Origin of the sequence: Pseudoalteromonas sp. Angola-4 (assembly GCF_028599265.1) — a bacterium.
GTDB lineage: Bacteria > Pseudomonadota > Gammaproteobacteria > Enterobacterales > Alteromonadaceae > Pseudoalteromonas > Pseudoalteromonas atlantica.
This window is the reverse complement of record NZ_JAQREK010000004.1, coordinates 87,113-104,718: the sequence shown is the minus strand read 5'-3', so window position 1 is coordinate 104,718 and position 17,606 is coordinate 87,113. Positions and strand designations below refer to the sequence as shown.

The window sequence follows — 17,606 nt, the reverse complement described above, 5'->3', positions numbered from 1 at the left end:
ATAAAAAGCATAACACCTAATTCTCTAGTTGATGCTTTGTTATGTTTACGTTACTCACCATACTCAGACAAATATAATTTAATACCCAAATTACTCATTATTGACATAGCTTCTGGTGATAGAATAGCTCCACCACCACAAGCATTCTGTCTTATGCTAAAACCTACATCGGCAATGTATGTTGATGGAGTTAAATTAAGAGGATTTTCTAACAGCCAACTTTCAAGCTCTTGGATCTGGATAGGCAGTTCCCAATGACCTTTTGCTAAGTGAGCTAGCTTTTCATTCGATTGTTCAATTTTGATATAAATTGGCACCTAACTTCCTTGTATACCTAACGCCCGCATAATGGGCGGATAATGCTTGGCTAAAATTGCGAGGAACGAGCGTCAGCCAAGCGTTAGACGTCCATTCATTAATGCGCTTGTTATGTACCTTTGCCCATAAGCTTGTAGGCTACTGGATATTCTTCTTTGTAAAAATCAGAATCTAATTTGTTTGCTAGAACCAAGCATGATTTTTCTTTTTCAGATTGGCTCTGCTTGTTAAACAAAACTATTGTGTTATTTGAAACTTTCTTTCCAAGCTCGAACAACTGCTCTCGTTCTTTTTCTGGAACTCTGTCCAAGCCACTCATTAGGTTTGTAACTACAACGCTATTTCGGACCATCCATGCATCAACAGCGTCAGAAATGATAGATCCTGTTTCAGGTACTTTTCTATTGCACATAAATTTCAAAACATCTATTTCTTTGATGTGCCCATAAACAATTCCAATTGCTTCACCTTCATTTTCTGCATCTAATGCAGCGTTTGAATAAGCATAACTTGAAATAAACAATCCAAAGAAAGTTAAAAATACTCTCATACTCAACCTAGGTACATAACGCCAGTGTATGGGGCGGGCTGGAGCAGCGCGTAAGCCCGTCCCAGCACGCGTGTTTTTGCGTGCGAACATGACACTTTTGTTATGTGTTTTTATTGAAAACATTTTTGTCATACCATGATTCTGAATGAACATCTAATTCTGCTGCTTCTAATAGGGCTTTTACCTTAGATACAGGTATTTGAACTAAGTCGTTACCAGATGGAACCTCTAAATATTTTTCCTCTGTTGTTTCGTCTGCATAAATTTTTAGCAGAGGATAATTTATGTTTTGATCAATAGTTTCATTTCCAGTTTCTATATATAGCTCTAGAGTCATGCCGAAATCAGACACGGCTTGAGTTTTAACCTCCTTTTCTTTAAATCGTTTCATTGCCTTACTCATTACACATAACGCCCGCATAACGGGCTAATGAAGCTTGGCTATAATTGGTGAGGCACGAACCAAGCCAAGCTTTATTAGTCCATACGTTGATGCGTTTGTTAGCAATACTTTACTCAATAGCTAAGTATGCCTTATTGAACTTAAACTCCAAGTTGTTTTCTGTAGGCTGTTGAGGTGTTACCCACAGGTTTGTGTGAAAAAATTTACAACTAGGGATAAATACTTCAAGTCCATTTTCAAGTTTGGCTAGCACATTCCAGCAACGCCCACTCGCATCTGTTCTCACTGATATATCAGTAATGATAATTTTAGTGCCGACATCCACATTTGAAACTATTTGAGGGTTGCAGCCTGCACGCGTCCAAATTCCATTTTTATTGTAATTATTGGCGGTTTGAATACCGTATGTCGGAGATAACTTATCAAATAATGTGCAATTTTTATCAACTAATACGCTTTTTTGTTTAATTATATATTCATGAGAGGAAACGTCTTTAGCCCATTTTTGAGTGTTCAAATTTGTTGTACAAGCGGTAATAAAAACCACCAAAAATAGTACGACTGATTTTAAATACCGCACGTTACCTCTGTGTATTGCTAACTTTCCAATAACGGGCGCAGACATGTGGGGCATAATGGCGAAGCCGCCCCACGTGTATGCGTCCCAGCGAACGTAGTGAGTGTGTTGATTGGGTTGTTATGCACGTGCCAATTCAGGTTGATAAACCACTTTATCAAGCTTTAAGTTTTCTGATGCGCTCAACTTGTTCAATGCTTCACTAAATTCTACTGAGAATAATCGTCTGTTAACACAATGTATTTTTACTAAAACTTCAGCACCGCTTGTTTTAACTAACGTAAATGAAGAGAGTAGCACTTCTCCCGTTTGAATAGGAAGTAAAACACTGGGCTCGAGTAACTTACCAAACAGTGAACATTTATAGAAATTAAGAACTTTGTCTGAAACTTCTCGCTGAATTAAGTTGTATTCCGAAAGCTGTTTATCAAACGCGGTATGAACATTTTTAGGAACTGCTTGTAAACACGCCTTAATTGCGATGTGTTCGTGAACACTTAGTTGAGCTTTGCTATGAAATAATTTTAAGAGCAATGATTTCAAAATTTACACTCTAGTGCATAACTTTTAAATAAGGGGCGCAGATACGTGGGGCATAATGGCGAAGCCGCCCCGCGTATAGGCGTCCCAGCGAACGAAGTGAGAGACTTAATTTTTTTGTTATATGCCGTGTTTCTGAAATCATATCTGACTGATAAAGAAACCCTATTCAAATGGATTATTACCATATTTCTTTCGGTCATGGATGAAAGGAATGAGCATACATAAAGTAACTAATATTAGAATACTTATGAATACAAATAGTCCACGCAAAAAGCCGTGTTCGTAACCTATAAGTCCAGCAAGAGGAATAATCATTAGACTCATTTTGAACAGATGCGATTTATAGATATTAAAAAAACGCTTTAAATTATTCATTTATCTTAGGCATATAACAATTTAGTCTACGACATTTGTCGTTTTACAAACCGACAAATGTCCCTATATTACAGTGATTTTATCCTAGCTATAAAATAAATACCTGTAAACAAATAGTTAGCTTCACCTTACTTTTCCTAAATGTAGCAAAACCCCAAAATGGTGGAGATCAGTAATATCAGACATATAGCTGTGTAGTTGTACTAGTTGATTATTAATTAACAAATCATATTTTAAATACCTGAGTTTAAACCAATAACGCATACACCCATTAACCCTTAACCTTGTAACTCATTGTTGCTTATAAAATTAGTTAAAAATCACAATCTACTTCTATTGAACCCTTTGTATTTTTACTTCATATTGGGGCGTGTTGACCTTTGCGGATTGAAATTTGTTCAATCTAGGGGCGATTAAATCGCGGCGCGAGGTTTGTAACCTAGTGGGCTAAGTAAAAACCGAGCAACAAAGAGTTTATCGTCCCTAGAAAGAACCCAACGGGCAGCGCATGTCTGGCATTTATGCTACGTTATCGCCTATTTATGGGGAGTAACCACACTACATAGGCTCTGCCTTGCCTAAAAACCAAACACACTGCTGCAAATTCAACCATCAAAAATAAACACGCCCTAACTCTTTTCTTCAATTATGAGGCTGTTATGTCACTTTTAAAATTTAGCCAAGCACTTATTTTTACCCTTGCTAGTACCCTACCGCTTACAAGCCACGCGGCGCTTAATAAAAACGAGCGTGAAATAGTAAAACAAGTTGAGCAGAACATGCCGCAAGCGCTTAAAGAAATAGAACAAGCGGTAAACATTAATAGCGGTTCACTAAATATTGAAGGCGTAAAAAAGGTAGGCGCGCTGGCAAGCTCGCAACTAAAAGCCATTGGTTTTGAGGTTGAGTGGTTAGATGGCAGCGCGTTTAACCGTGCTGGGCATGTATTAGCTGCGCACAAAAGTAAAAACCCCGATGCAATAAAAATACTGATGATCGGCCATCTTGATACGGTGTTTGCCAAACACGATAACTTTACTACCTACAAACAAATTGATGAACACACCGCCAGTGGCCCAGGTGTAGCCGACATGAAAGGTGGTAATACTATTATAATTACCGCCCTTAAAAGCTTACAAGCGCTTAATTTACTTGAAAACGTAAGCGTAAAAGTACTGCTTACCGGCGATGAAGAAAGCAGCGGTCGTCCACTTAGTTTATCTAAACAAGCCATTGTTGATGGCGCAATTTGGGCTGACGTAGCGCTAGGTTTTGAGAACGGCGATAACAATATTAAAACCGCGATGGCAGCGCGCCGTGGCTATACCGGCTGGACGTTAAATGTAACGGCCAATGCTGCACATTCATCGCAAATATTTAGTGACAGTGTTGGCTATGGCGCTATTTACGAGGCGTCGCGTATTTTAAATGACTTTAGAGAGCAACTAGCTACACAACCTAATTTAACCTTTAACCCGGGGCTTATTGTGGGCGGTACTGATGCACAGTACGATAGTGCTAACTCGTCAGCCACGGCGTTTGGTAAAAGTAACGTAATTGCGCAAACCGTGCATGTAGCGGGTGATTTACGGGCGCTTTCGCCAAAGCAGGTAGAGGGCGCTAAAAAAGTGATGCAGCAAATAGTGGCTAAAAGCTTAAATGGCAGCCAAGCTGAGCTTACTTTTGAAGACGGCTACCCACCAATGGGGCTCACTGAGGGTAATAAAAAGCTGCTTGCACTGTATAGCCAAGCAAGCCAAGACTTAGGCTATAACAAAGTGGAGGCTGCAAACCCACGTAATGCCGGTGCTGCTGATATTTCGTTTGCTGCAAACCATGTTGATATGGCGCTTGATGGCCTAGGCCTCATGGGCAGTGGTGCGCACACTAAAAACGAAACCGCCGATTTAACCTCACTTAATAAAAACATCGCTAAAACAGCACTGCTTATTTACAGATTAGGGCAGTTATAAACGCAGGCTTAGCCTTTATAGGTTAATAGGCTCTAGCCGTTTGCCTGCTACTTGCAATGCAAACTTACGCAACGTTTTAAGCTGCGGGCTTTCGGTTTGCCAATAGTGCCAATACAAAGGTGTATCAATATAATATTCTGGGAATAAATCGACTAACTCGCCTTTTATCAGCGAGTCTCCTAGCTGTAAGGTAGGTAATAGCCCATAACCTAGGCCTGCTATCATGGCTTGTTTAAATCCCTCTGACGAAGGGTAAATATGGGTAAACAGTGGGGCTGAGCCATTAATATCTTCTAAAAACTGGTGTTGTAGCTTGTCATACTCACTAAATACCAAGCACGGTAAATGCGCTAATTGCGAAAGCTCAGTAAGCTTATGTTGTTTTATAAAATCGGGGCTTGCAATGGCTTTGTAGCGTATGGCGCCAAGTGGGCTAACTAGGCCGCCATTAACGGGCTCGGGGGATGAGCTAATACACACCATAACCTCGCCGTCTTTCATTCTTTTATGGGCAATGGATTGATCTTCACTAATGACTTCAAAGCGTAATTTGCACGCAAGCTCTGTATCTAATACGGCGAGTGCTTCGGGCAGCCAGGTGGCAAGCGAATCCGCATTAGCAGCAAGCTTTACGCTAAGCGGGGTGTTTAAATCTGTGTGCTCGTTAAGTGCCTCTAAATTAAGGGCCACTTCTAGCTGTAATACTTGCTGTAAATGATTAAGTAAACGTTTACCAAGTGCCGTGGGCGTTGGCGGCTGGGTTCTTATTAATACGGGCTCGCCTAGTTTGGCCTCAAGCTGATGAATACGCCTACTCACCGCCGATTGGGTAATAAATAATTTTTTTGAGGCCTTTTCAAATCCGCCTTCACTTATAACGGCACTAAGCGCATTGAGTAACTGGTAATCAATCATGAGTTTTACGCATATAACAATAAATATATTCATTGGATTTGTAACAGAATCCCCCCTACCCTGCAAGGCATTGGATAACAGGTTTTATTTGAGTGGATTTGAAGTATGTCGTTTTTGTCGGGTGTGATGTTAGGGCTGAGTTTAATTATTGCCATTGGGGCGCAAAATATTTGGATTTTAAGCCAATGTATGGCGGGCGCTAACCGTTTTGTTTTAGCTGCGGTTTGTATACTTTGTGACGCCACATTAATTATTGTAGGTGTATTTGCCGCTAATGAGTTAAAGCTATGGCTGCCGGGGTTATTACCGTGGTTAACCTGGGGTGGTATAGCTATGTTACTTTACTTAGCATTTGGCTCTGCGCGCAGCGCAATTAAAGGCACATCGGGGTTAAAAGTAACTCAGGTAATAAAAGTGAGCTGGTGGAAAACGGCCCTTGCGGCCTTTGCTATAAGCTTACTAAATCCACATGTTTATTTAGACACCGTATTACTACTTGGCAGCATTGGCGCATTACAACCCGCGCCTATGCACTTTGCTATTGGTGCTTGTGTGGCCTCTGTTATTTGGTTTAGTAGCTTAGTGTTGTTTGCGCCAAAATTAAAAAAGGTTTTAAGCTCCCCGTTTAGATGGCGCGTATTTGATAGCTGTATTGCGGTTATTTTATGTTTTGTAGCGTTTCAGTTATATAACGTGCCAAGCCAATAAGCCAAAACAGCGGTAGTTATGTATTTAACTACCGCTGTTGTTAGCCGTTTTTTAAAAGACTAAGACATTATTTTATAAAGTAATTCTCGCACTGTGGCCGGTTCAAACGGTTTATCGCAAATGGCATCAACTCCTGCTTGCGCAATATTAGCTAGGTGAGTGTCGTTTGCCTCTGAGCTCACCATTAAAATAGGAATATGCGAGTAAGCATTTGAGCCACGTACAGTTTCGGTTAGTTCGCGACCATCCATTTCTGGCATGTTGTAATCGGTAACGATTAAATCGAACGATTGCTCACTAAGGTGCGCTATGGCTTCTTTTCCGTTTTCGGCTTCTACCGGTTCGGGGATCCCCATGCCAGCAAGCACGCGTATTATGTGTTTACGAGCAAAGCGGCTGTCGTCTACTACAAGTACGCGAAGTAGCGTTACATCAAAATGATCAAGATCTACTTCTTCTTCGCTTATTATATCGAGAGTTGCTTTGAGTGCGCGAGTAATGGCTTTTGCGCTAAAAGGCTTAGGTAAAATAGCCAACACACCGGATTGGCGTAGTTGCTCAAGGTACTTTTTATTACGCTCGCTCGATATAAGCATAAAAGGTTGATGTTCAGTGGCGGGGTTAAGTCTTATTTTTTGCAATAATGAGTCGGCGGTGCCGTCTGATAAGTACATCGAGCTTATTACTAGGTCTGGGTGGTAACTTTCAAGTAACGATAAAACCTGTGCTTGAGTAGCCGCAGTTTCTACTTGTTTAACACCACTTTCTGCAAGCGATTTTATTATTATTTTTTGCTGAACCTCTGAAGGCTCTACAAGTAAAATGGACAAGTTTGCTATTGCAGTTAGGTCGCTCATTCAAGTCTCTTTAGTATTGTTATAATGAGGATAATAATAACATTATTGACTCGTTAATATTATATAAAGAGATTGTAATATTTAAGAAAACATTAGCAATCTCTTTAAAATATAGCACTTTCTAATTAGATTGAATGTATTCTAATGCATTCATTTTTTTGTACGTTACGTTGCTGTGCATTATGTGAACAGGGTTAGGGTCTACCACTTCTACAGGTATGTCGTAATTACGGGCTATTTCTAATGCCATTTGGGTGATATTTACACTAAACGAGGTGCCCATAAATACAATTTTATCGGCGTTGAGCATACGCTGTTGTGCTTCGGTTATTCTGTAAAGCTAGGTGTAAAATTCATCGAACAACAACACAAAAGGCTTAAACGAATGATTAAGCTCCGGTGTTTGGTTTTGAATATTAAATAGCTCAAAAAGAGACTCATGCAGGCGACTTTCATCTACACTATCCCACGGAGTCATAAGCGGTTTAACGGCTTCGCCTTGCTCATGAAATAACGTCATTTGATCGAGCCTACCGTGTATAGCAATGTAATTTTTGTTACCGGCTTTGCCATCAAGACCATCTATATTTTGGGTTATTAAGTTTTTATCGCTCAGCCAATGGTGTACTTCATTCGGGCCATGGTTACGATAGGCTGCAAAACGATTGTAATACCAAGCTAAAAACTCGCGTGGATTATTTTGATACATAGCACGCGTGGCCATTTCCATGGGCGTATAATTTTTACTGCCTATCGTCCAAAAGCCATCTTCGCCTCTAAATGTAGGTATGCCACTAGCAGCACTTACCCCTGCACCGGTAATATAAAGTGTATTCACTGTGCTACCTCGTACCCTAGTACATCGTTTATTACTTGTTGTTGGTTGTTCATACCGCCAATACGATATAAAGCCCCATTGTGCTCAAGTAGGCCACGGTGATCCATACTGCCAACAGCTACATTAGGTAATACCTGCCACGTGTTTTGCTTTATATTAAAACGCCACACATGGTTGCTCGCCGGGGCGGGCTGTTTATTGTAACCAATCCCGTTGTAGTTATAGGGGTTATTAGAGCCGCCCAGCATGTAAATATTGTTATTGTAGCTAGTAGCAGCCATACGGTAATGCGACTCCCCCGTAGGGTGGGGCAAAGTACGCCAATCTATTTTTAGCGGATTGTTGGCATTTATTGTGCCTTTTAAACACTGAGCAACACCTGCAAACGAGCGGCGAGAATCTGAATTTGCTTGGGTTTTAACGCCATCGCAAATAACAATGGTATTACCACTAATAGCAGCCGCTTGGCCAAATACTGGCTCACCTAAAAAAGGCGACGCCTGCTGCCATGTATTGTTTTTAGTATCGTAAACTTGTACTAAATTTACGTTGCCATCGTTATGCCAGCCGCTAATAAGGTATATGTAACGCTCTTTGTAGCTTAGCGCTACGCTGTCATCAACTGGTACTGGCATGCTTGCAAGGTGTTTATACGTATTGTTTTTTATATCGAAACGGTACACATCGGGGCTTGAAATTTCAGTATGATCGCTATCTACCGTGTAGCCACCAAATATATAAGCGTATTCACCTAAACCAACAGCAGTACTGGCTAAGCGCCCCTTTAATGGCAAACTTGAAGGCACACTCGCTTGTTGCTGCCATGCGCTGTCGCCCAGTTTTAGTGAAAATACCTTATTGTGTACATCTGTGTGTTGTTTGTTTTTACCAAGCCCCATAAAACTCAAAAAATAGCGTTGGTTTTCAACAGTAACCTTAGCTACGGCATTGTTTGCAACGGGTTCGGGTAAAGCAGGAAGGCTTGCTAGCGCAATAGAAAAAAGAAGGCTCATAAAAACAAATAATATAAAAGTGACTAATACACTAAGGGTAAATTATTTTACCTGCATGAACCAGCTAACTATAAGTAATTTACCTTATTAATACGTGTGTTTAGGTGTGCTGCGTTTTACATACCATCTAATAATTAGTGATATAGCCAGCGAGCTAAATTAGATAAGCGAATTTACAAGCAGCGCCTAATTTACACGCTTTATTACTTGATTTTGAGGCTTTATTTGTTAATTTTATTTAAAAACTACAAAACTTTAATAATTTAGCGTTAAGTTTTAAAACATCCTTACTACTTAGTAATTTATGCTAGTTAGCCTAAGAAAGTGTACTTTTAGCAATATAAAGTATGCTAATATTTTGTGGTAACAAATGTTTTACAAAAATATATCCTGTTTTTGATTTTTGATCCCTGTGGAGAAACCTAGGTGAAAATACCTAAAAAGTTATTGTGCTCACTTATTATTGCCTCACCAATACTTGCTGCAGAACCATTAAACGACGATGACTTAGACCTTGACGCGTTAATGGGGATGGATGTTCAAGCAACTTCTGCAATGAAACGAGCACAATCGGCCTTTAGCACCGCCTCTTCTATTTATGTGCTAAGCGAAGAGCAAATTACAAGCTCGGGCGCTACCTCTATTCCTGAGGCATTAAAAATGGTGCCCGGCCTTGCCGTAAGACAACTTGATAACAATCAATGGGCTATTTCTGCACGCGGTGTTGCTTCACGGTATTCCAGCAAATTATTAGTAATGATAGATGGGCAAAGCCTATATACCCCCAAATTTGCGGCTGTGTATTGGGAGTCGTTGCATGTGCCTTTATACGATATTGAACGCATTGAGGTTATTCGTGGTCAGGGCGGGTTGTTATGGGGTAATAACGCAAATAACGGCGTGATCAATATCATTACTAAAAATAGCTTAGATACACGCAACACTTACGCTAAAGCAATTACAGGTAATCAAATAAATGCCGACATAAGCCTTCGCCATGGTGGTGATATTTCTGATATTGGTAGTTACAGGGGCTACTATAATACTAAAAATACCGCACCTTCTAAAAAAGGCAGCCGCATTAAACCTAATGACTTTACTAAACAGCACGCTGGCGGCTTTAGAGCTGATTTTACGCCAAGCGATGAGTGGTCAATCCTCCTGCAAGGGGATCATACCCACACAGAGCACGGCCAAAACCTTACTGGGGTAGTAGATGCGTCTAACCGCAGTCAGCAGTTTCCAACTATTGCAGATAGGCGCGATACACGATTAATGACCCGTGTTGAGCATCGTCTTTCAGATAATGCAAACCAAATGCTGCAAATGTCGTGGCTTAAACAACATGGTGAACAACCCTATATAAATGAAGATTTTGAATCGATTGACGTTGATTATCAAATGAACTTTATTACCGGTGCACTCCAGGTAGATTGGGGGCTTAATTATCGATTTAATGATATTTCTTTTCAAGACAGCATTTTTATTAATAGCGATAAAGACCTAGAAGACCTTCATCAATACGGTGCTATGCTGCAAGCGCAATACAGTGTTATTCCTGATACGTTAAACCTCATTATAGGCACAAAAATAGAGCATAACGATTTAACCGGTTGGGAAAATCAACCCCTTGCCCGCTTTACCTATCAGCCAAATAGCGAGCACCTAGCATGGGGTTCAATTTCACGAAGCGTACGTATTCCTACACTAATTGAATTTAACGATAACTTTAGAGTAAATGGCCAAAAAATCTCAGACGTTATTGGCATGCAGTCGGGTATTGCTGAAATAGATCAATACCATATAGCTACATTTTTAAATGGTAACGATAACGTAAAAGCCGAAAATTATATCTCGTACGAGCTAGGCTACCGTATATCAAAGGCGGTGTGGTCTTTAGATGTTTCTGCATTTAATACGCAAGCGGATGATGTGGCCGTAATTAGTTTAAACCCTCATGTAGAACAATTTATACCTGCATTAAACTTTTACTTAGCCGGGGAAGTGTCACAAGCATTTGCGGCGCTTCAAACAACAAGCTTAGATTACGACTTTGTTTCGGTAGGTGAAACCACCACAACCGGCGGTGATTTATTGTTCTCGATGCAACTAATGGACGACTTAAGCAGCGAAGTTGGCTACAGCTATACAAAAATAGATTACGACTTACCTAATGCAACGCGCCCTACTATTGGCTACGACTCAGTAAACAGACAATTATTTACTAAACTGAATTACCAATTAAGTGAGCAGCATTCTATTTTTGCCACGCTAAGAGCCGAAAACTCAAGCACTTACAATACAGATAACTACACCGCTGTAGACCTTACATGGAACTGGAAAATAAACAATAACTGGGCCACAGCAGTATCAGGCAAAAATTTATTTGCAGGCTCACACATAGAATACGCCAATACTCGCGAAACATTTACGGTTCCTAATTACATAGACGAGTGTGTTACGTTTTCTGTTAGTGCAACATTTTAAGAGAGCCAATGCTTAAGCCTTTAAATCGATTGCTTTACCTATTTTTTTGCCTTGCGCTTTGTACAAGCTCAAGCGCGTTTGCGGTGCAAAAAGAATATGTGCTTAAAGCAGGCTTTTTATATAACTTTGCCCGTTTAGGGCAATGGCAATCTGCACCCGAAAACGGCTCCGACTTTTTAATTTGTAGCCCCGACAGCCAATTTATAGCAATAGCAAATGCCGCCCTAGAAAACAGAAAAGTACATAAACGCCACTTACGAAATAAACTAACTCCCCTCGAGGCAACTGCACTTGAGGGCTGTGATATAGTATTTATTACCGATAATACCTATAACATGTGGTTAGATGCCCACCCCGCGCTTAATTTAAAAAATACAATGATAGTTGGCGAAACCGATGGCTTTATAGCCGCACAAGGACATATTCGATTTTTTCTTTCAAGTAGTAAGGTGCGCTTTGAAGTTGCCCCAAGCAAGCTTAAAAAAGCAGGCATTACTATGAGCTCAAAAGTGCTGCGCCTAGCACGTGTAGTTGAGGGGTAAATAATGAAAAACTACTTCTCACTCAACTCAATGAGTAAAAAGCTGCTGTTTATTTTAATGAGCGTTGCGCTTATTTCTACCGCTACCGTTACTGCTGTTTTTAGCGCGTATGAGCTAAAAACCGCAAAACAAGAACAAACACAAAGCCTAAAATCACTCTCGCAAATATTAGCCCCCAATATTAGTACTGCTTTAATATTTTACGACACCGCCGCAATAAAAGAGCTGATTGAGCCGTTATTAATGCGCTCCGATATTGTATCGGTAGAAGTGATAAACAATTTTAGCCAACAACTTGCAAGCGTAACATCGCCTAAATACAGCCAAGAAAGCTCAGCCCCGCATACAATAGAAGTAAAAACACCATTAACAATTGACGCTCAACGCTACGGTACGCTGATTGTGCGCGCCGACGACAGTGACCTAAACGACAGAGCCGCTTTTTATGGCCGGTTTATTATTGTATTAATGATTTTTAGCTTTATTTTAAGTTTGCTTGTATCGCTAATGCTCAGAAAACGTTTTTTAAACCCCATTTTATATTTAGCACAAACAGCAGAGCAAATTACCTCATCTAACGACTATAGCTTACGTGCAAAAGAGCTTTCAAAGGACGAAGTGGGTAAGCTAACAAGCTGTTTTAATACCATGCTGCAAACTATAGAACAGCGCGATAACCTGCTAGAAAACCAAGTAAAACGAAGAACAAAAGAGCTCGAAAATGCCAATGTTCAGCTGCATCAATATGCCTATCAAGATGGCTTAACCGACCTACCTAACCGCCGTTATTTTTATGAGCACCTGCAACAGCTTGTAAGCACACCTGAACAACCATTTTCTTTGGTATTTATTGATTTAGACGGCTTTAAAGAAGTAAATGATAGCTTAGGCCACGACTTTGGTGATTTATTACTTCACGAAGTGGCTAAGCGACTTCGCCGCTGCTTAAAACAGCAAGACATAGTGGCGCGCTTAGGCGGTGATGAGTTTACCCTAATACTAAAAGGAATAAGCGATACAACAGCGGTTTCGCACATTGCACACGATGTAATGAAAAGCCTGACCCGAACAATAACCATAAAAAACGAACATGTGCAGGTAACCGCGAGTATAGGCGTGGCGTTTTTTCCGCATGACGGCATATCGGTCGAAACCTTAGTTAAACGAGCCGACCAAGCGATGTATTTGTCAAAAAGTAAGGGGCGAAACAGGTTTGAGTTTTTCTCATACGAAATGGAAGAACTGGCGATTGAAAAGCGCCGCCTTATAGAAGAAATACGCATTGGCTTAAATAACAACCAATTTGAACTTTACTATCAGCCAATATGGGACCCCCATTCACGTACGCTAAAAAAAGCTGAAGCGCTGATCCGTTGGAACCACCCAGAGCGAGGCATTATTGGTCCTGTCGAGTTTATCGATATAGCAGAGCAAAATGGCTTGATAAAAGAGCTAGGCGAATGGGTTAAATCGCAAGCTGTTCGCGATGCGGTGCAGTTTAATAAGCTAAGCTATACACCGGTGCAAATTAGTGTAAATACCTCGCCTTTAGAAATTGATCGCGACGGTATTTGGGTTACCCAATGGGTAGAGGCGTGCAAACTGTATAATTTGCCACCTCATACTATATTAATTGAGATAACTGAAAACAGCTTAATGGACCCAGATAACGCGATTCAGCACCATTTAAAACGCCTTAATGCGCTTGATATAGACATTGCCATTGATGATTTTGGTGTTGGGTACTCTTCGCTTGCGTACTTGCAGCAGTTAGACATTGATATACTTAAAATAGATCAATCGTTTATACAAAATATTGAAGCCAATAGCAGCAGTATAGCGCTAATTAAAGCCATTATTACTATGGCGCATAACTTAGGGGTAGAAGTGGTCGCCGAAGGGGTAGAAACACCAACCCAACAAGCACAACTAATCGCGTTGGGCTGTGATTACATTCAAGGCTACTTATATTCTAAACCGCTTTCAAAGCAAGATTTTATAAATAGCCATCTGCAAATAAAAGCAACCGTTGAATAACCTACAACCAGCGCGGTACGGTTTGCTTATATTTTAGGTAGTCATTATTAAAACGCGTGACTAAATGCGCTTCTTCAACGGCTATTTGTTTATAAAGCGCATATAAGCCCACAGCAAGGCAAATTAAGCTAAATAAGCTTGGTAATGCTAAAAAGAACCCCAACTGAGCAGTTGCCACACCGACATACATAGGGTTGCGCGAAAAACTATATAACCCGGTAGTTTTAAGCGTTTGAGGCCCATTTGGGTCTATACCCGAGCGCCAAAGTGAGGCCATATGAAAATGAACAACCATACTGAGCACAAAGCCCGCCGTGAGCATAATATTGCCAAACATAACACCCGGCCACCCATTTAAGGTATAAAACATACCTAAGTAGTTATCGGTGGCAGGCACAAACACACGCAGCACACACACAAACCATATAGCAGCTCTAAAAAACTTAAACGCCATATGATTCCACCAGCTAGTACAAAACTTAGCGCCAGGAAAAATAACACCCGTAGGCGTTGAACGGTTTTTATAAATAATCCTAACGGTGTAAAACCCCGCCACAAACGTATAAAAAAGCGCTAAATACACACGCGTAAATTCAATTAGTGAAGCAGAATCATCTATCAACGGTTGGTAACTCATTAACCAATAACTTTTTATCCATCAAATATTAAACCATATTAGTATTCATGTAATTAAGAAACAACCCCTATACGAGCAGTGAATAAAGTTTAAATAAAATGAAGTAGTTCATGTAATTCATCAAACTCAATAAATTGCTATTTAATACTATGGATTCGCAAAAAATGTTTAATTTCTCTTTATTTTTATATGAAGCTTTTTTTAAAGCCAATTAAATAAATAGATTTATCAAAATACCTGCGCTAGAGTTTATAGCAAGAGAGTAATTAATCAGCTGCTCTCTCCTCCATAGCTAAGCGCCTCAAAATTTTCAAAAGAGCGTACCCTGATTCTGTAAATATTAAATTTTTCTATAATAAGCTTACAACTTTTTGTGAGCTCATTAAGTATTTAGATAATTAAATTTATATGGAAATTTACTTATGAAACCAAAAAAGAAATTAGCTCTAGTATTAAGTTGCTGTTTAATATTCAGCTTTAACTCGCTAAGCACCCAAATGAACCTTGACCCTAATAATGATGGTTTATACAGTGACCAAGAGCGCTACCAGCTATTAAATTTTTTAGCTAATGAATACCCCGAACTTGAAGGTAACTATGATGTTGATAATGACTCAAAAGTTACTATTTTAGAACAAACTCAAGGACGTTTACCCTTATCTATGCGCATTCCTGAGCGCGCAATTTCAAGTGAGAAAAAAGTACCTTGGGCGCTAAACCTTTTCCCAGAGTGGCTTATGACTGCGTACTTTCAGGAGGATGCTCAAGTAGGTAAATTACCCAAACATTCTTCCCGAGGCACAATTATTGCCAATGCGACTCAAACTACAGACGCTTTGCAGCCTGTTAAAGCGGACGCAAAAAAGGGGTTGAATTTTTAGAAAATACGGGAAGCTACTTTGCAGTTCCTGGCCAGCGTGATGCTAGGTGGAATTATAGATGGTGTATTTTTGTATTTAGAATTGATGCAGAGACAGGCAACGATGAAAAAACAACTCTTGTAGATATAAATCAAGGTGATGGATCGAATAAATCATCGCCCAAAATTTGGTATGACAAATCAAATGGGTTGAATATTCAATACGTTGGATTAAATAGCTTTGGGCTCGATAAGCGTATTATTACAACCAAAAATGAAGTTATCGCGGACGGTAAAACATGGAACGTGGTCGTAACAGGGATACGATATGGACAGCTTTTTGCTTCTGTAAATGGTGTATCGTTATCTACTGACACTGAGCAACCAGATCGATTTTCTGGACAATGGCTATATGAGCCGAGTTCCTACCTTGGAGATAAGAGCACCGGAAATATGGCTTGGGCTTACGACACTTTAGCTTTTGGCTTAACAGAACCTTCAGAAGCAATGGTTCGTAAAATGACAGGGTGGGCTGCACATCGCTCAGCTGCACTCGCTGATTCGACTAATAGCCAATTAAGTCCAATTGATTTACCAAACGACCACCCGTACAAAGATACTCGCCCGGTTATGGATAAAGAAGATTTTCCTTATAGATATATCCATGATGAACAGGAATGGACTGAATGGGGGAAATCAATTAGTCCTTCACAGGTTCGGGTAAATAGTGGTAACGAAAGAGTCGTGCCTGAAGGGTTTGAGAGAGTATTTTATGATGACTTTCGTCATGATAGAGTAAAACATAGTGCCAGTGGCGAGGCCAACCTATGGGCTGCCCCAGGTTTTAATCCTGCAGTCGGTGCGAGCGCTCAGCTCATTGCTCCTAATCGTACCTACAACGCTTATCCTCACGATAGTGATGACAAAATCCAAACTTTAGCGCTCATTAAAAAAAGTGACCGTTGGAGAGGGAGTGCTTTTTACAGTGTAAATGATCTGGGTCATGGTTACACTTGGAGCGGGCCGAAAGTATTTAGGATACGGTATATGCTTCCCAAAGTAGCCCAAAGTGACTTACCAGGTGGGTTATTCCCAGCTTTTTGGTCGTACAACCCTGACTTTTTATTTTGGCGAACTGCTAACCGTATTGAAGTGGACTGGTTTGAACTCGACGGCCTTAATGGTCAGTGGTTAAATGGCTTGTCTTCACATTATCATTATACTGCTGTAAAAAATATTTTTGCCAAGCAATCCTCAAGTTATAAGAGTTACAAAGCTTATTGGGGGGAATTAACAGAGCAAAAAAGTAATATTGAAGGTGGAATGGAGTTTTGGGATGGCGAATACCACACTTGGGAGTTTATTGTTGATACTGACATGACGTATATCAATGTTACTATTAGTGATGACTCAGGTAATGAAAAGTGGGTAGAAGTTGGGCGTGTCCCCACCCCTGCAACGTACTTACAAAGGCTAGATATACAATTAGACTATGCTCTAAAATCACATAATGGTAACCCAACAACAGAGCAAGAAAACTTTAACATTGATTTTATTGAGGTTTTACAAAAAACCTCAGAAATCGAAAAGCTCCCAGAGCCATTTCTAGCGAGACCAAAGATCGTCGGGGATGCCCTTGCAGGAAACACAGTTGAATGCCAAGCAAACATTCAAGGCGTTAAAGATGTTCGTTATTACTGGTTTGCAAGTGGTTACCCACTAACGTACACGGTAAAAAACACCTTCGAATTGACCAATGAATTTGTTGGAGACGAAATTCGCTGTATGGTGAAAGCTGTTGGAGCCCTTAACATGCCTGAGGCATGGTCTTCGAGCGTTACCATTGAGCAGAGTCATTTTTCTAAAACGCTAGATAATATACTGCGCCCAATTAGATCTATTTTTGCCGACAATAATTCTATTAATGAATAGTAAAATGGCAACCTAAGCCTAGTATAACGGGCTTAGGTTGCT

General features: G+C 40.2%; 16 protein-coding genes and 1 pseudogene. 7 read left to right on the top strand and 10 right to left on the bottom strand.

All coding sequences use genetic code 11. From position 1 onward, the window contains the following. Positions 1-50: 50 nt before the first annotated feature. The 5 genes from PSH48_RS07350 to PSH48_RS07330 all read right to left on the bottom strand — a co-directional run bounded on the left by PSH48_RS07350 (position 51) and on the right by PSH48_RS07330 (position 2,391). Positions 51-317: a hypothetical protein gene (locus tag PSH48_RS07350; protein ID WP_273611257.1), complete on the bottom strand. Its 267-nt coding sequence runs from the start codon at positions 315-317 to the stop codon at positions 51-53. Between the two features lie 110 nt (positions 318-427). Next, the gene (locus PSH48_RS07345; protein ID WP_273611256.1) at positions 428-868 is read right to left on the bottom strand and encodes a hypothetical protein; all 441 of its coding nucleotides are present in this window, start codon (positions 866-868) and stop codon (positions 428-430) included. Positions 869-968: 100 nt separating this feature from the next. Continuing rightward, positions 969-1,259 (bottom strand): hypothetical protein, encoded by a 291-nt coding sequence (locus tag PSH48_RS07340; RefSeq protein ID WP_273611255.1) that lies wholly within the window; start codon positions 1,257-1,259, stop codon positions 969-971. A 121-nt stretch (positions 1,260-1,380) separates the two neighbouring features. Next, the gene (locus PSH48_RS07335; RefSeq protein ID WP_273611254.1) at positions 1,381-1,851 is read right to left on the bottom strand and encodes a hypothetical protein; all 471 of its coding nucleotides are present in this window, start codon (positions 1,849-1,851) and stop codon (positions 1,381-1,383) included. 117 nt (positions 1,852-1,968) lie between these two features. Continuing rightward, positions 1,969-2,391 (bottom strand): hypothetical protein, encoded by a 423-nt coding sequence (locus PSH48_RS07330; RefSeq protein WP_181406651.1) that lies wholly within the window; start codon positions 2,389-2,391, stop codon positions 1,969-1,971. A gap of 1,034 nt (positions 2,392-3,425) precedes the next feature. Here PSH48_RS07330 and PSH48_RS07325 point away from each other — a divergent pair. After that, positions 3,426-4,739, top strand: a complete 1,314-nt coding sequence (locus PSH48_RS07325) for a M20/M25/M40 family metallo-hydrolase (protein ID WP_273611253.1) — start codon at positions 3,426-3,428, stop codon at positions 4,737-4,739. A gap of 15 nt (positions 4,740-4,754) precedes the next feature. Here PSH48_RS07325 and PSH48_RS07320 read toward each other — a convergent pair whose 3' ends face one another. After that, positions 4,755-5,654 carry a LysR family transcriptional regulator ArgP gene (locus tag PSH48_RS07320; RefSeq protein WP_273611252.1) on the bottom strand — a complete coding sequence of 300 codons (900 nt, stop codon included), beginning with the start codon at positions 5,652-5,654 and terminating at the stop codon, positions 4,755-4,757. 105 nt (positions 5,655-5,759) lie between these two features. On the opposite strand from PSH48_RS07320, the gene PSH48_RS07315 reads away from it, so the two are divergent. Next, positions 5,760-6,362 (top strand): LysE/ArgO family amino acid transporter, encoded by a 603-nt coding sequence (locus PSH48_RS07315; protein WP_024032917.1) that lies wholly within the window; start codon positions 5,760-5,762, stop codon positions 6,360-6,362. 59 nt (positions 6,363-6,421) lie between these two features. On the opposite strand, the gene PSH48_RS07310 is transcribed toward PSH48_RS07315, so the two are convergent. The 3 genes and pseudogenes from PSH48_RS07310 to PSH48_RS07300 form a co-directional block, all read right to left on the bottom strand. Continuing rightward, positions 6,422-7,219, bottom strand: a complete 798-nt coding sequence (locus tag PSH48_RS07310) for a response regulator (RefSeq protein WP_004587007.1) — start codon at positions 7,217-7,219, stop codon at positions 6,422-6,424. Between the two features lie 121 nt (positions 7,220-7,340). Further along, positions 7,341-8,057 (bottom strand): annotated as a pseudogene (locus tag PSH48_RS07305) (SIR2 family NAD-dependent protein deacylase). Further along, positions 8,054-9,070, bottom strand: a complete 1,017-nt coding sequence (locus tag PSH48_RS07300; protein ID WP_154945095.1) for a Kelch repeat-containing protein — start codon at positions 9,068-9,070, stop codon at positions 8,054-8,056. Before PSH48_RS07300 ends, PSH48_RS07305 begins: the two are co-directional and overlap by 4 nt. Positions 9,071-9,496: 426 nt before the next feature. Between PSH48_RS07300 and PSH48_RS07295 the strand changes: the two genes are divergently transcribed. The 3 genes from PSH48_RS07295 to PSH48_RS07285 are packed head-to-tail and all read left to right on the top strand — an operon-like array spanning position 9,497 to position 14,136. Continuing rightward, positions 9,497-11,557, top strand: coding sequence for a TonB-dependent receptor plug domain-containing protein (locus tag PSH48_RS07295; RefSeq protein ID WP_273611251.1), 2,061 nt, complete (start codon positions 9,497-9,499; stop codon positions 11,555-11,557). 8 nt (positions 11,558-11,565) lie between these two features. Then, positions 11,566-12,099, top strand: a complete 534-nt coding sequence (locus PSH48_RS07290) for a YfiR family protein (RefSeq protein WP_095206797.1) — start codon at positions 11,566-11,568, stop codon at positions 12,097-12,099. A gap of 3 nt (positions 12,100-12,102) precedes the next feature. Then, positions 12,103-14,136 (top strand): bifunctional diguanylate cyclase/phosphodiesterase, encoded by a 2,034-nt coding sequence (locus tag PSH48_RS07285; protein ID WP_273611250.1) that lies wholly within the window; start codon positions 12,103-12,105, stop codon positions 14,134-14,136. 1 nt (position 14,137) lies between these two features. Here the strand turns inward: PSH48_RS07285 and PSH48_RS07280 are convergent, their stop codons facing one another. Further along, positions 14,138-14,773, bottom strand: a complete 636-nt coding sequence (locus PSH48_RS07280) for a methyltransferase family protein (RefSeq protein WP_273611249.1) — start codon at positions 14,771-14,773, stop codon at positions 14,138-14,140. 497 nt (positions 14,774-15,270) lie between these two features. Between PSH48_RS07280 and PSH48_RS07275 the strand changes: the two genes are divergently transcribed. Both PSH48_RS07275 and PSH48_RS07270 read left to right on the top strand, forming a co-directional pair. Then, positions 15,271-15,654, top strand: coding sequence for a hypothetical protein (locus PSH48_RS07275; protein ID WP_273611248.1), 384 nt, complete (start codon positions 15,271-15,273; stop codon positions 15,652-15,654). Positions 15,655-16,085: 431 nt separating this feature from the next. Further along, a complete protein-coding gene (locus PSH48_RS07270; RefSeq protein WP_273611247.1) occupies positions 16,086-17,564 on the top strand; it encodes a hypothetical protein in 1,479 nt (492 codons plus the stop codon). Positions 17,565-17,606: the final 42 nt, after the last annotated feature.